The sequence below is a fragment of the Alteromonas macleodii genome (genome assembly GCF_903772925.1).
Lineage (GTDB): Bacteria > Pseudomonadota > Gammaproteobacteria > Enterobacterales > Alteromonadaceae > Alteromonas > Alteromonas macleodii_A.
In genome coordinates this window covers 3,742,927-3,756,733 of sequence record NZ_LR812090.1, presented here as the reverse complement: position 1 = coordinate 3,756,733, position 13,807 = coordinate 3,742,927, and the positions used below count along the sequence as shown (strand labels likewise).

The window sequence follows — 13,807 nt, the reverse complement described above, 5'->3', positions numbered from 1 at the left end:
GGCTTTAATATGTTGATTGTAGTTGCGGGTGTGTCGGGTACAGGTAAGTCAACCGTGGGTAAAGCACTCGCCGGGCATTACTCACTTCCGTTTTTCGACGGAGATGATTTTCACTCTAAAGCAAATATAGAAAAAATGAAGCGGGGAAAAGCGCTCAATGACGAAGACAGATTTCCATGGTTAGAAGCGCTTTCCAATTTACTTATTGAACATGAAAAAGCTGGAGGTGCAGTGCTGGCGTGCTCGGCACTGAAAGAAGCTTACCGCAATATACTAAGTGCGAATAAAACGTTGCCTGTTCATTGGATAGTGCTTACAGGCAGTGAGGCTTTGTTGGCTTCAAGACTTTCTTCTCGTAACGATCACTTTTTCGATCCCAAATTACTGCGTTCGCAGCTAAATACTTTCCAGTTGCCTTACTATGGCAAGCATATAGATGTGGCAATGCCGGTAGAAGAAGTCGTTCATAGTGCTATTAAATTTATAAATCGAAATGTTTAACGCCTTAACCATTTAAGGCTGTCAGCGTTGTTAATAACAAGGTTAGAAAATGAATCATATATTGGTAAGTAGACTAAATATTCTGGGTGTAGCGCTATTGCTGTTTTTCAGTAGCTCAGCATTTGCCACTCTTGTTTCTAATATTGAAGCGTTTAACCAAGCAGTAGAAACGGCAAAACCGGGCGACACTATAACCCTTGCGAACGGTGAGTGGACAAACGTTGAACTTGTATTTAAAGGTGAAGGCACCGAAAGCAAACCTATAACTTTAAATGCACAAACCCCCGGTGAGGTAATAATTACCGGGCAGTCTAACTTGAGTCTTTCGGGCAAATATTTAGTGGTTGATGGGCTAGTGTTTACCCGCGGGCATACACCTACAGGCGAAGTGATTGCATTTAAAACCTCGCCTACAGAGCTGGCAAATTATTCCCGTTTAACGAATGTTGTTATTGACGATTTTAGTCACCCAGAGCGTGAGCTTTCAGATTTATGGCTTGCTATTTATGGTAAACACAATCGTATCGACCATAACTCGTTTATTAATAAACGTAACCGTGGCGTAACAGTTGCGGTGAGAATGAACTCGAAAGAAAGTAGAGAGAATCACCACGTTATAGAGTACAACTACTTTGGCCCAAGGCAGGTGCTTGGTGCTAATGGTGGTGAAACCTTACGCATAGGCACCAGTCACTTTTCCCGCGAATATGCCAATACACTAGTGCAATACAACTATTTCGATCGCACCAGCGGAGAACACGAAATTATCTCTAACAAATCGAGTGGAAACACCTTTTTAGGCAATGTGTTTTTTGAAGCTCAGGGCACGTTAACAATGCGCCATGGGCATTATACGCGGGTTGAAAATAATTACTTTCTTGGTAATAGAAAGCCAAATACCGGCGGTATTCGCATCATTAACGAACACCAAACTGTAAAGAACAACTACCTATATGGCCTAACCGGCAGACGTTTTCGCGGCGCACTCGTCATTATGAACGGCGTACCTAATTCACCGCCTAACCGTTACGACCCAGTAATTGACTCTGTCATGAATAATAATATCGTGATCGACAGTGACTATATTCAATTAGGTGCGGGTGCAGATGAAGAGCGCTCAGCACCACCTAAAAGCTCTGAAATGCAAAACAATATTATTTTGGGTAAATACAACGATACACCCATTACGGTGTTTGATGATGTATCAGGCATAAACTTTAAAGGTAATGTGTTAACGCAAACGTCTGAAAACCCAATTGGCAAAGGCTTTACGACAGCCCCCTATAAGGTAATGAAGAACGAGTACGGCTTAATGATCCCTGAGCAAAGTTTAATTGATGATATTGATTTCGGGGAAATTAAGCTGCCTGTTACCAAAGATAAGGTGGGTGCACCTTACTACGATAAAAAAGACGGCAAAGTTGCATTTGGAAGCGGCAAAGAAATTGCGGTTAGCCAGGGCATAGACACCCTTGCTAATGCCCTTGAAAACAGCAAGCCAGGCGACACGCTAGTGCTGGAAAATGGTGGCGAATATTTGTTAACCCGCTTTGCGAATATTAACCACCCGGTTACGGTGATGGCAAAGCCGGGCGCTAAACCTGTTATCCGTTCAGAGAAACCAAGCTTTATCGTTATTCGCAATGGTGGGGCTTTAACGCTGAACAACCTCTGGTTTGATGGCGCCGCTTCACCCGATTACAAAGGCAATAGCATTATCAGAACCAGCCGCTCTTCAATGAATATCAATTATTCGCTACTTGTAGATAATGTGAAAGTGACAGACCTTAACATCAACGGCTACTTTTACTTCTTTAAGGCTTACCCTGGCACGTTTGCTGATGAAATTGTTATTGCCAACTCTGACATGAGCAATATCACAGGGGCTATTCTCTCGTTGAATAAAGAAACGGAAGATTTAGGGGTTTACAGTGTTGAAAATCTTACGATTGAAGGCAATACCTTCACCGATGTGAAAGAGGAAGTAGTAACCGTGTACCGCGGTGGCTTTGATGAAAGCACATTTGGCCCAATGGTAAGGGTTAAAGGTAATACGTTGCAAAACGTCGGGACAGGTAAAACCCATAGGACTGGCGCATCTATGTATTTCCACGGCGTACAAAATCTTCATATCGACGATACTACGCTTACAGACAGTGCCCCAATTTCGCTTTACTTAACTAACGGCGAACCAATTACCGTTATTGAAAATGTATCGCATCACAATACGCCTAAAATTAGGGCTAACAACGAAGAATACAGCGTTGAAAACGTTAGCTACCAATAAAATCATTAAAAGGGCTTTTATACAAAAAGCCCTTTTATAATCACAACTTGTGAATTGCAGGATACCTGACGTAGTATTGCTGTTCTTAGATTTCTCAGAGTATCCTTTTCATGTACCAAAATTTTCAAGCAGAGTTGGCGTGGGCCAGCCTGCATATGCCTCGCACTCGCAAAGCCATCGCATCACTTCCCGACCTGTCGAACGTTAAACTTGCTTGCAACATGCATTTAGATTTGAAAATGGCGCCTTTGGTTGAAGGACTACTTTCACGAGGGTGCGACATTTTTCTTACCACCTGTAATCCTACTACAGTGCAAGATGACGTGGTGTCTTATCTTGTAGATAAAGGCGCAACAGCTCATGCATGGCGTGATATGAGCGATGCTGATTGGTCTGAGTCATTCGATAAAGCGCTAGCATGGCAACCCACTCACTTATGTGAAATGGGGGCGGACCTTACTACTCGACTGCATGAAAATATAAAAGCAAACAAGCCAGTTCCAAGCATTGTATCGGGCTTAGAAGCAACGGGTTCTGGCATTAACCGCTTAAACGGTATGGCGCCAAATTACCCGATATTTAACTGGGATGATTTGCCAGTTAAAGAAGGGCTTCACAACAGGCACATGGTGGGTTTAAGCGCATGGCAAACCTTCTTTCAAACCACGCATTTAACCCTGCACGAAAAAGTAGTGGTTGTTATTGGTTATGGTTTGGTAGGGCAAGGCGTTGCTGCGTCGGCAAAGGCATTCGGAGCGCAGGTTCAAGTTGCAGAACTTGACCCAGCAAGAGCACTCCAGGCGAAATACGACGGTTGGCCAGTGGTTGATTTGAATGAAGCTGCTAGCCAAGCTGATGTTATTGCCACTGCAACTGGTGCGTATGGCGTAGTGAATTCAAAACATTTAGACAGCATGAAAGATGGCGCGTTTATTTTAAATGTGGGTCACGTGGCGCAAGAAATTGATGTGCCGTATCTTAAAAATAACGCTACTCACAGTGAGCCAATGCCTTATGTGAACGCTTATAAGCTGGGCGATAAAACGCTTTATCTTCTCGCTGATGGTTCTATGTTTAATTTAACAGCGGGCTATGGTGACAGCATCAATGCGTTTGACGTAACCCTAGCCGTGATGGCTGCGGGCATCGGCTATATTGTGAATGAAGGTGCAACAAGCGAGAAAGGTTTGTACTTACTTCCAGAAGCTGCGTGGAAAAGTGCTCTTTAAAATTGAGTTGTAGTAAGCGAGTGTTCAGCAATAGTTACGCCATTTAACAGGCATCGCTACCCTCGCTTATCTCGACTTTCCTACCCATTATTGTACAGTGTGCCCGCTTAAATAAATTCATAGTTAAGGCGGGCTGATGCACACTCCAATAGATAATCAGCCTTGCGCCAGTGTAGGGACAAAGAGATGGGCAGAACAATAGGCACAAAAACACCACAACAGGCTTTAGATAGCCTCGTCAACATGACAGGCGATCTGCACCCCATAGAACTCTCTGAATACAAAGCCCGAATTGCCAAGGCGCAGCATTACATGCAGCAGCATGGCATTGGCGCGTTATATCTAAACGCGGGGACTAACTTAGCGTATTTCACAGGCATGCAATGGTACGCCAGCGAACGTTTGGTCGGCGCGCTTTTGCCTGCAAAAGGCGACCTTGTATATCTTGCCCCTACGTTTGAAATAGACTCATTAAACGAGCGTAAACTAGTAGATGGCGAGATTATCGGTTGGCAAGAACATGAAAGCCCATACGCGCTTGCCATTTCTATGTTGAGTGAGCTGGACACAGCGGGTGGCAGCAAGCTGGGTGTTGATGAGTCTACGCAATTTTTTATTGTAGATGGTTTTAATAAATTGCTGGGACAACCATGGCAAATCATCAATGGTGCTGAGGTAACTGCGCACTGTCGTATGCACAAATCCAGCAATGAACTCGCGCTCATTCAGCGTGCTATGGACATGACCCTTGCTGTACACAAAGCCACAGCCAGTATGCTTTATGAAGGCATAACCACGACAGAAGTTGAAGCATTTATCAATGATGCACATAAAAAAGTAGGCGCCAGCGGTAACTATTTTTGCATCGTGCTTTTTGGGAAAGCGACCTCGTTTCCCCACGGCGTTAAAGACCCGCAGGTATTAAAGAAAAACGACTTAGTATTGATTGATACCGGTTGTAAGGTTCATGGCTACCTCTCTGATATCACTCGAACCTATTGTTTTGGTAAGCCAACCGATAAGCAACGAGTATTATGGGAAAGCGAAAAGCGCGCGCAGCTTGCCGCATTTAACGCTGCAAAAGTTGGTGTTCCTTGTGGCGATGTGGATAAAGCCGCGCGAGACAGCTTAGCAAAAGATGGCTTAGGACCAGATTATAACTTACCAGGTTTGCCTCATCGAACGGGACATGGCATAGGCATGGATATTCACGAATGGCCGTATTTAGTAAAAGATAATCCTCACCCGCTAGCACCTGGCATGTGTTTCAGTAACGAGCCTATGATAGTGGTGCCAAACGAGTTCGGTATTCGATTAGAAGATCACTTCTATATGACCGAAGAGGGCCCGGTTTGGTTTACTGAGCCTAGCGAATCGATTGATGCGCTTTAGTAGCGTCTAAAAAACATTTAAAGGAATAAAGATGAGAAAAACGGTGGGCAGGTTTTTAAGTGCGCTATTGGTTGCGTTGTCTTTTGGCAGTGCACACGCTTCGGATAAGCTAAAGATAGGTGTGGTTGGGTTAACCCACACCCATGTTCATTGGATTTTCGAAAGCGAAAAACATGGAGAATTTGAGATTGTTGGCATTGTTGAGCAAAACAAAGATCTGGCTCAGCGTTATGCCACGCAGCACAACTACTCCATGGACAAAGTGTATGATTCGATGGACGCCATGTTCGCCGCACAAGACGTTCAGGCAGTCACTGCGTTTGGTACCATTTACGAGCATTTAGAAGTCGTGCAAAAGGCGGCGCCGCGCGGCGTTCACGTTATGGTTGAGAAGCCCCTTGCGATTAATATGGAACACGCATCGGAAATGGAAGCCCTCGCCACAAAGCACAACATTCATCTACTCACCAACTATGAAACCACGTGGTATCCCACCAATCACAAAGCGTATGAAGCAATAAAGAATGACGAAGTTGGCGACATTCGCAAAGTCATAGTACGCGATGGTCATAAGGGGCCAGCGAAACTTGGCATTAACAGTGAGTTTTTAGACTGGCTTGTTGATCCGAAGCAAAACGGAGGCGGCGCGATTGTCGACTTCGGTTGCTATGGTGCAAACCTTATGACTTGGCTGATGGAAGGGAGAAAGCCGCAGAGCGTAACGGCAATCACTCAACAGCTTCAAGCAGAAAACAACCCTCAGGTAGATGACGAATCTATCATTGTTCTAGGCTATGAAAACGCCAATGCCATTGTGCAAGGGTCTTGGAACTGGCCAATAGGGCGCAAAGATATGGAAATTTACGGTGAGACAGGCGCAGTATATGCCGACAATCGTCATAACTACCGAATGCGCATTGCGAAAGGGTACGACGACTTTGAAGAAACAACACTTACCCTGCCTGAACGAGCTGCGCCATATAACGACCCTTTCCACTATTTCAAAGCACTCATCAACGAGGAAGTTTCTATATCACCTCATGATCTATCTGCGCTGGAAAACAATATGGTGGTAGTAGAAATTCTTGATGCGGCTAGAGAAAGTGCCAAAACCGGTAAAACCGTATATTTGAAGTAGTTATATCGGCAACAAGGGAGACCTTTGCTAAAACAAAATGCAAAGGTCTTTTGCACCAAAGCTCTACGAAGAGCAGCTGTAGTGTGCAACACCACCAGCACTGAAAAATTCAAGTGGGCGCAGTTGATAATACTTATTCTCTACCTCTTTTGTCTGCTCATCGTAAGGCGCGGTAAGTATCTTCTGTAGTTCGTGAATTTGGGTAAAGTCACCTTTCTCGGCGGCTTTATAGGCAGGCACAATAAGCCACTCGCGCCAAGTGAATTTAGGGTTAGCTTTGCGCATATTCTCTGCTACAGCAGCAATAGCGTTTGTAACATCACCTTGTGTTTCGGCGTCCTTTTCAATACGCTCACGCCAGGTTTGTAACCACGCTTTCCATTCTGTCATTACCTCTGCTTTAGGTGGGTAGTAAAAGCTTTTCGTCAAACCCGCAATATCTTCAGGTATCGATGATAGCTCTCGGAAAAACAGATTGTAGTCTACGCCTGTGCGCAGCATTAATTGCAGCAGCTTAATCAGCAAGTCGTGGTCGTAGCTGGCAGTACCAAGCTTTGTTGCCCACATGCTCTCCATAGCGCTTTCCATAACGCCAGAAAAACCGTCGTTGATCTCGTTAAGCTTAGATAGCTGTTTACTGTTGTCTTCTAGAAGTGGCATTAGTGAACGGCAGAACATATCAAAGTTCTTTTGCGCAGCTATGGGCTGGTTTAAAAACGAGAAGTGACGACCACCGCCTGTCCAAGGCTGGTAGTCGGCTTCAAAAAACTCGCAAAAGCCAAATGGCCCGTAATCCAGCGTAAAGCCACCGGCGGCGCAGTTATCGCTGTTAAAATTGCCCTGGCAGTAACCTACACGAACCCAATTAGAAACTAGGTGAGTTAACCTGCTTCTAAATAGCTCAGCCAGCGTTACCACTTGCTCGTCAAACGGCGCTGTAGTGTCTATTTCACTTGAATACTCTCGCGCGATGAGGTGTTTAACAATGGCTTCTAGTTCGTTTAACGCTTCGCTGTGTTCGTTGCAGCGTGCACGCCTAGCAAAAAGCTCAATTTGCCCAACGCGCAAAAAGGAAGGAGCGACGCGGGTGGATATAGCCGTTATATTTTCTACCATTACTTCAGGTTCATAGGAATGAGAGCCTTCGCGATACCAAGGCCTGTCTACCGTGTCTGATTCAGACATAAACAAGCTTAAGGAGCGTGAAGTGGGAATGCCCAAAGCATGCATGTGTTCTTGCACTAAAAATTCGCGCACGCTAGAGCGCAATACGGCGCGCCCGTCTGCGCCGCGGCAGTAAGGCGTGCGACCAGCACCTTTTAACTGCATTTCCCAACGCTTGCCGTTTAATACTGCTTCAACGATAGAAATTGCGCGGCCGTCGCCGTAGCCGTTACCCGTTCTAAAGGGGCATTGCTGTGTATACTCCGTACCGTAAATTGAAAGTGCGTAGCCGGTTGCCCAGCCGAAAGGCTGCATAGGTTCGGGCACTGCTGACATGTCGCCTGAAAACAGCTGGGTGAAATCTTTAGATGTTGCCAGACTGTCGTCTAAGCCCAATTCGACAAATAGCGTTTCGCTGTGCGCAATATATTTGGACGAAGATAATGGGGTCGGAGTAACCGGCACATAGTGACCTGAGAACACTTGGCGCGGGTCATGGTCGTTGCCATCGCACGTCGACTGCGGGTCTGGAGTAAGGGTATTAAGCAATGAGTAATTTACGTGCTGTGCAAATTCATCTAGCGTTTTAATGCGTTCTGTCACTATGCCTGCCTATTTTACTAAAGCGGAAGTTTGTTCTTTGGCGTCGAGGCTTCGCCTACCTTAGTATGGCTGAAACACTCGACGCTCGGTACACGACAATTGGTACGGTTACACAATGATTATTGTTTAGGTCGAAGTGCAAGCTGCCCTTGCTCAACGGTTAGCTGTAAAGGTACGGTTGAAAGCATGCTTACCGCTTTGTTCGCAGGATCTAAGCGATAAACGGGATTCGTGGCCAAATAACCGTTGATTAGCTGCATAAATTCGCCGCTCACAGGTGCCAAATTACCTTTAAAACCGCCTGCATCAACGGTGCTATCAAGTAGCGACAACGAGCGCACAAATATCGCCTTTTCCTCACTGTCGTAATAAGGCGTGCCTTCTAATGAAAGGCTTACCTTAGCTGGGTAGTTCAAGCCAAAGGCACTTACTCGAGCAGTAGCAATTGCGCCTAACTGAACCACGTCTCTGCCATCTGGGCCAATGGTCGCCGTCATATCTTCCACATCTAGATAAAGAGGGATACCAGCAAGTGAGGTTTGCTTTTGCAGCTTACTCAATTGGCTATCAAGCACTTGTTCTAACTCGGCATTAGATACAGTGTAAACCGCCAATTGAGAAATAGTAGCGCAGCCGGCAAGAATGGCAGCGAAGGTAACGGAAAGTAAAATTCTCATAAAAAAGTCTCTTTAAGCAATGAGTTGTCGAATTACACAGTGCGAGTAAAAAACACTGGCGCTGTAACAACGAAGTGCCTTTATTGTACGGGCTGATACAAGGGAAGAACAATGAAATCGTTAACTCGCTAAGACAACGGCTTATTCAGGCAACCCAGTACTTTGTTTAATCTGCGTGTTGATGACAAAGAAACATCTAGTTTGGTAGTGATGACTTGAAGGAAGCGCCATGAAAACACAACCACGTACGAAAACGAATAATACTGCAGAGCCTGAAAAACAAGATGTTAGTAGCAGTGACTTCGACAGAGAGACTATTCAGTCAACTAAAGATGATCTGAATAAGTCGATGGCGCTGACAAATAGTGAAGTAGAAACCTACCTTAAGTGGTTAAGTGGCTTTCCAATGGAAAGCCGAGGAGAAGGGGTTTCTCTTACTATTGAGTTTTTCCCTGGTTTTGGCGACCGAATTGTCGCTAAACTTTCTAACAGCGAGTGTGTGTTGAGGGACTATTTTTAGAAAGGAAGCTAAGAATCAGTTCAGGTCCATGCTAATAAAACCTATGGACCTGCCTTTTTAATCGTCTAACTGTGTTTAGTTTTAAGTTGTTCCATCATGAATGTTACGACATTGAAGATCTCATCAATATCATCGGCTTTTGGGCGTACCTCAATATCTTTATTAATCCCTGCTCGCTCAAGATAATTCTGTAATCCAATGTAGCTACCTACGCTGCCATTGTTTACTTTTAGTGGGGCCATGGCCTGTGCAAAGCGAGCTTTCGATTCTTTGTCTGTATTTGTGCTTACAAACTCTGGGCTAATTGTTCTTCCTGCTAACGGCAGTTTTAGCCTAATAGAAACGTCCATGGAAGGATTATTTATCCAAAGACCAGTATCAGCCGGTGACGTGCCAATAATCTCACTCATAGAATATTGGGTACCTTCAAGAAGTGGCTCAATGTTCTCCTTGATTGATTCTAGCTTGGCCTCAATGTTATTTTTAACAAACTTCTCTTGCTGAGCTTTAGTGAACGAACCGTCGTTGAGGCTAGGTGTGTACTCCACATCAATACCTGGGATCGTTTCGTAATTACCTATTGTTCGTATTAGCGCGGAATAACGGCCATGCACTTTATTCGTAAGGTTATCAAAGCCGTAAACCCACTTTATAAGCACAGTTTCAACAGCATGGGCTTCGCTCTCTGTATGGTATCGGCCCACAACACGCTTGCCGAAACGGTCAGCCTCTTGTAACTCTTTAATTTTAGAAGTTTTCTCACTCTCGATAGTGTCATTTTCGTGATGATCGATTCTAAAGCCTTTACCTTTCCCTACGTAGAAAACATCGTTGGTCTTGGTATCAAACAGTATGTAAACGTAATAATCCATGTTGAAACTTCTCAGTGGTTGCTTTCATTAGTCTTTTTCTATCTATATCCCAGTTAAAGGGAACGCACTATAAGAGGATTTCCTACTTCTGATTTACCATAAGAGTAGAGAAGCTTAGGTTCCTCGTTTCTAATAAGTGTAAACATGTTCACTACAAAAACTTTTGCCATAACGCCTTTAACAACGCAGTATAAGAAATTCTTCTTATTAAAAATAAAAACACGACAAGGCACTTTCTATGGTTTCACAGAGACTGATTTCTGGGAAAATGGTGGCTGCGCTTGCTATTTGCATGAGCGCTCTTTCTAGTTTCTCGCATTCTGCATTCGCACTTGAAGATACCGTTAACCCTGAGCTTTTCGATAAAATGGAGTATCGATTTATTGGGCCTTACCGCGGTGGGCGTTCGGTGGCGGTTACCGGGGTTGAAGGTAATACCAACCTTTATTTTATGGGCACCGCAGGTGGCGGTGTTTGGAAAACCGAAAACGCGGGTTTATCGTGGACAGCCATATCCGATAAAACATTCAAAGTAGGCAGTATTGGCGCTATCGCCGTTGCTCCTTCAGATCCTAACGTTATTTACGTAGGTACGGGTGAAGGCCCTATTCGAGGCGTAACCACTAGCCACGGTAAAGGTGTTTATAAATCTACAGACAGCGGTGAAACCTGGAAGCTGGTAGGTTTAGATAAACGCGGACAAATCCCTGAAATTCGCATACATCCCACCAACCCCGATATAGCTTGGGCTGCAGTACAGGGCAATATATGGGGGCCTAACGAAGAGCGCGGTATATTCAAAACGATTGACGGCGGTGAAACATGGCAGCATGTGTTAAAAGTAAACGCCGATACCGGCGCCGCTGACTTAGCAATAGACCCATCTAACCCCAGAATTCTCTATGCCAGCATGTGGCATCACGGCAGAACGCCTTGGTTTATTAAGTCAGGCGGCGAGGGTGGTGGCCTTTATAAGTCAACAGATGGCGGTGAAAGCTGGGACAAGTTAGAAAAAGGACTGCCTACGCTTATTGGTAAAGTCGGTGTAGATATTGCCGCGTCTAACCCGAAGCGCCTGTATGCCATTGTCGAGGCTGAAGAAGGCGGTGTATATCGCAGTGACGATGCGGGTAAGTCGTGGTCGCTAATGAACGGCGACAATATTCTTAAAGCTCGTGCGTGGTACTACAACCACATCAAAGTTGACCCAAACGACGAAAACACCCTTTATGTAATGAATGTGCAGTTGCACAAATCTATTGATGGCGGCAAAACCTTCGAAATTAAATCTCTGCCCCACGGTGATACCCACGATATGTGGATAAACCCTGAAAATAGCTTAAACATGATCAACGCTAACGACGGTGGCGCTACCGTTACCTTCGACGGCGGTGAATCCTGGTCAAGCATTTACAACCAGCCAACGGCGCAGTTTTACCGCGTTATTACCGACAACTTAAACCCTTACTATGTGTATGGCGGACAGCAAGATAACTCGACCATGGCAACGCCCTCTCAAACTTGGGGTGACGGCGTGGGAATAGAAGATCAGTTTGCCGTGGGCGGTGGTGAGAGCGCGCATATTGCGTTTAACCCTGACGATCCAACACTGATTTATGCCACTACCATCAATGGAACGTTAACCGAATACAACCGCGATACTGGGCTTACGCGGCCCATTATGCCTTACCCTGAATATGTGTTTGGCAGAAACGCACGTGATCAAAAGTACCGCACCAACTGGAATGCCCCAGTGGTAGTGTCAAAGCATGATCCTGACACCGTGTACTACGGCACGCAGATGATCTTAAAAACCACAGATCGCGGTGTGAACTGGCAGGAAATAAGCCCAGACTTAACCCGTAACGAGCCTGAAAAGCAGGGGCTGAATGGCGGCCCTATAACGAACGAGCAAGCTGGTGCTGAATACTACAACACGGTTTTCTATATTGCCGAATCGGCAGTTAACAAAGGCGAGCTTTGGGTTGGAGCCGATGACGGTAAGCTGCATATAACCCGTGATGAAGGCAAAAACTGGAAAGATGTTACGCCTCATAAAAAAGAAGCGCAGGTCAATGCCATAGAACTTAGCCCTCATGCACAAGGCAAAGCTTACGTTGCGGTAGCAGGCTATAAATTAAATGACTACACGCCTTACATTTACAAAACCGACAACTACGGTAAGCGCTGGAAGCGTATTGACGAAGGCCTACCAGAGGACGCCTTTGTTCGTGTTGTGCGTGAAGATACAGAGCGCGAAGGTATGCTGTTCGCGGGTACAGAAAGCGGTATGTTTATTAGTTTCGACGACGGTAAACACTGGCAAGAGCTAGACTTAAACCTGCCGCCTGTGGCGATTACCGATATGCAGGTTAAAGGTGATGATCTGGTCATTGCAACCCAAGGGCGAGGCTTTTGGATATTAGACGACATGAGTCCGCTACGTGAAGTGCACAAGTCGCTAGATGGCGAAGCGCTGTTTCAGTTTGAACCCGTAGATGGCATTCGCTTGCTATCTGGCGGTGGCATGACTGACCAGCCTCAAGCGAAAAACCCACCACGTGGCGCTACCTTCCGTTATTACCTGAAAGGCGCGTTAGAAGAAGAGCAAACGCTACGCATTGATATATTTAATGCCGATAACGAGCTGGTTCGCACACTGTCATCTGCACCGAGTGCATTTGAGAAGTGCGCGAAGGGGAACGAAGACGTTCGCAGCCCTGTTAAATTTAAACACCCTGCAACAAAAGCGGGTTACAACGAATTTGTATGGGATCTTCGACGTGAGCCGTTGAACTGCATCGAGAATGTGAAACTGTTTGGTGGTTGGAACGGCGCCCGAGTTATGCCTGGAGACTACAAAGCGAAAATCACAGTGGGTGAACAGGCACAAACCCGCGCGTTTAAAGTACTTCCAGACCCAAGAGAAGAAGCAGATAAAGCGCAACTTCAAGTGGTTGAAAAGAGCATTCAGGCTACAGAAACTTTACTCAATGATTTGTTTGCTCACCTGCAAAAAGCCCGTGATGTTAGAGCGCAATTAAACGGTGTGTCTGAAGATAACGTAATGCTGGCAAGCGATGTGTCGGCTTCAATCGAGCGCATTGTTAGTGCAATCGACGACTGGGAAGCGTTGGTTATTCAGCCCAAACATCAAACTTTTGAAGATGACATTAACTGGCCCAATATGCTCGACAGACAAGTACGTTTCTTAATGGATAACTTCGACAGAACAGGCGCGCCTGCACAAGCTGGCGCACTTAAACGATTGGAAGACTTAGAAGCAAAGTGGCAGCAGTATAAAGTACAGCTAGAAACCTTGTTTGGTGAAGAAGTGAAGCCATTGAACGAAAAGCTCTCAAAGCAAGGCGCGTTTGATTTAGAGAGTTTATAGGATTGAGGTAACCATAAAAAAGCCCCGTAT

Annotated in this window: 10 protein-coding genes; 7 read left to right on the top strand and 3 right to left on the bottom strand. The window is 45.4% G+C overall.

The features are described 5' to 3' along the window. The first annotated feature begins 9 nt into the window (after positions 1 to 9). The 5 genes from PCAR9_RS16155 (at position 10) to PCAR9_RS16135 (ending at position 6,547) form a co-directional block, all read left to right on the top strand. Positions 10 to 501, top strand: coding sequence for a gluconokinase (locus tag PCAR9_RS16155; RefSeq protein ID WP_136781790.1), 492 nt, complete (start codon positions 10 to 12; stop codon positions 499 to 501). A 49-nt stretch (positions 502 to 550) separates the two neighbouring features. Further along, positions 551 to 2,788, top strand: a complete 2,238-nt coding sequence (locus PCAR9_RS16150; protein ID WP_179984495.1) for a polysaccharide lyase 6 family protein — start codon at positions 551 to 553, stop codon at positions 2,786 to 2,788. Between the two features lie 110 nt (positions 2,789 to 2,898). Further along, positions 2,899 to 4,017 carry an adenosylhomocysteinase gene (locus PCAR9_RS16145; RefSeq protein ID WP_179984494.1) on the top strand — a complete coding sequence of 373 codons (1,119 nt, stop codon included), beginning with the start codon at positions 2,899 to 2,901 and terminating at the stop codon, positions 4,015 to 4,017. Between the two features lie 186 nt (positions 4,018 to 4,203). Continuing rightward, positions 4,204 to 5,409, top strand: coding sequence for a M24 family metallopeptidase (locus tag PCAR9_RS16140; RefSeq protein WP_179984493.1), 1,206 nt, complete (start codon positions 4,204 to 4,206; stop codon positions 5,407 to 5,409). Positions 5,410 to 5,440: 31 nt separating this feature from the next. Beyond that, positions 5,441 to 6,547 carry a Gfo/Idh/MocA family protein gene (locus PCAR9_RS16135; RefSeq protein WP_179984492.1) on the top strand — a complete coding sequence of 369 codons (1,107 nt, stop codon included), beginning with the start codon at positions 5,441 to 5,443 and terminating at the stop codon, positions 6,545 to 6,547. A 63-nt stretch (positions 6,548 to 6,610) separates the two neighbouring features. Here PCAR9_RS16135 and PCAR9_RS16130 read toward each other — a convergent pair whose 3' ends face one another. Continuing rightward, complete coding sequence (locus PCAR9_RS16130) at positions 6,611 to 8,314, bottom strand: protein adenylyltransferase SelO (RefSeq protein WP_179984491.1); 1,704 nt, start codon at positions 8,312 to 8,314, stop codon at positions 6,611 to 6,613. A 119-nt stretch (positions 8,315 to 8,433) separates the two neighbouring features. Further along, the gene (locus tag PCAR9_RS16125) at positions 8,434 to 8,991 is read right to left on the bottom strand and encodes a YceB family lipoprotein (RefSeq protein ID WP_179984490.1); all 558 of its coding nucleotides are present in this window, start codon (positions 8,989 to 8,991) and stop codon (positions 8,434 to 8,436) included. 229 nt (positions 8,992 to 9,220) lie between these two features. Here PCAR9_RS16125 and PCAR9_RS16120 point away from each other — a divergent pair, with 229 nt between their 5' ends. Continuing rightward, a complete protein-coding gene (locus PCAR9_RS16120) occupies positions 9,221 to 9,511 on the top strand; it encodes a hypothetical protein (RefSeq protein ID WP_179984489.1) in 291 nt (96 codons plus the stop codon). Between the two features lie 65 nt (positions 9,512 to 9,576). Here the strand turns inward: PCAR9_RS16120 and PCAR9_RS16115 are convergent, their stop codons facing one another. Next, positions 9,577 to 10,383 carry a GIY-YIG nuclease family protein gene (locus PCAR9_RS16115; protein ID WP_179984488.1) on the bottom strand — a complete coding sequence of 269 codons (807 nt, stop codon included), beginning with the start codon at positions 10,381 to 10,383 and terminating at the stop codon, positions 9,577 to 9,579. A gap of 238 nt (positions 10,384 to 10,621) precedes the next feature. Between PCAR9_RS16115 and PCAR9_RS16110 the strand changes: the two genes are divergently transcribed. Further along, positions 10,622 to 13,777: a WD40/YVTN/BNR-like repeat-containing protein gene (locus tag PCAR9_RS16110; protein ID WP_179984487.1), complete on the top strand. Its 3,156-nt coding sequence runs from the start codon at positions 10,622 to 10,624 to the stop codon at positions 13,775 to 13,777. The last annotated feature ends 30 nt before the right edge of the window (positions 13,778 to 13,807 follow it).

Coding starts and splice junctions, on each gene's coding strand:
- PCAR9_RS16115 (WP_179984488.1), bottom strand. CDS start 10,383: ATGGATTATTACGTTTACATACTGTTTGATACCAAGACCAACGATGTT.
- PCAR9_RS16120 (WP_179984489.1), top strand. CDS start 9,221: ATGAAAACACAACCACGTACGAAAACGAATAATACTGCAGAGCCTGAA.
- PCAR9_RS16140 (WP_179984493.1), top strand. CDS start 4,204: ATGGGCAGAACAATAGGCACAAAAACACCACAACAGGCTTTAGATAGC.
- PCAR9_RS16135 (WP_179984492.1), top strand. CDS start 5,441: ATGAGAAAAACGGTGGGCAGGTTTTTAAGTGCGCTATTGGTTGCGTTG.
- PCAR9_RS16155 (WP_136781790.1), top strand. CDS start 10: ATGTTGATTGTAGTTGCGGGTGTGTCGGGTACAGGTAAGTCAACCGTG.
- PCAR9_RS16145 (WP_179984494.1), top strand. CDS start 2,899: ATGTACCAAAATTTTCAAGCAGAGTTGGCGTGGGCCAGCCTGCATATG.
- PCAR9_RS16125 (WP_179984490.1), bottom strand. CDS start 8,991: ATGAGAATTTTACTTTCCGTTACCTTCGCTGCCATTCTTGCCGGCTGC.
- PCAR9_RS16150 (WP_179984495.1), top strand. CDS start 551: ATGAATCATATATTGGTAAGTAGACTAAATATTCTGGGTGTAGCGCTA.
- PCAR9_RS16110 (WP_179984487.1), top strand. CDS start 10,622: ATGGTTTCACAGAGACTGATTTCTGGGAAAATGGTGGCTGCGCTTGCT.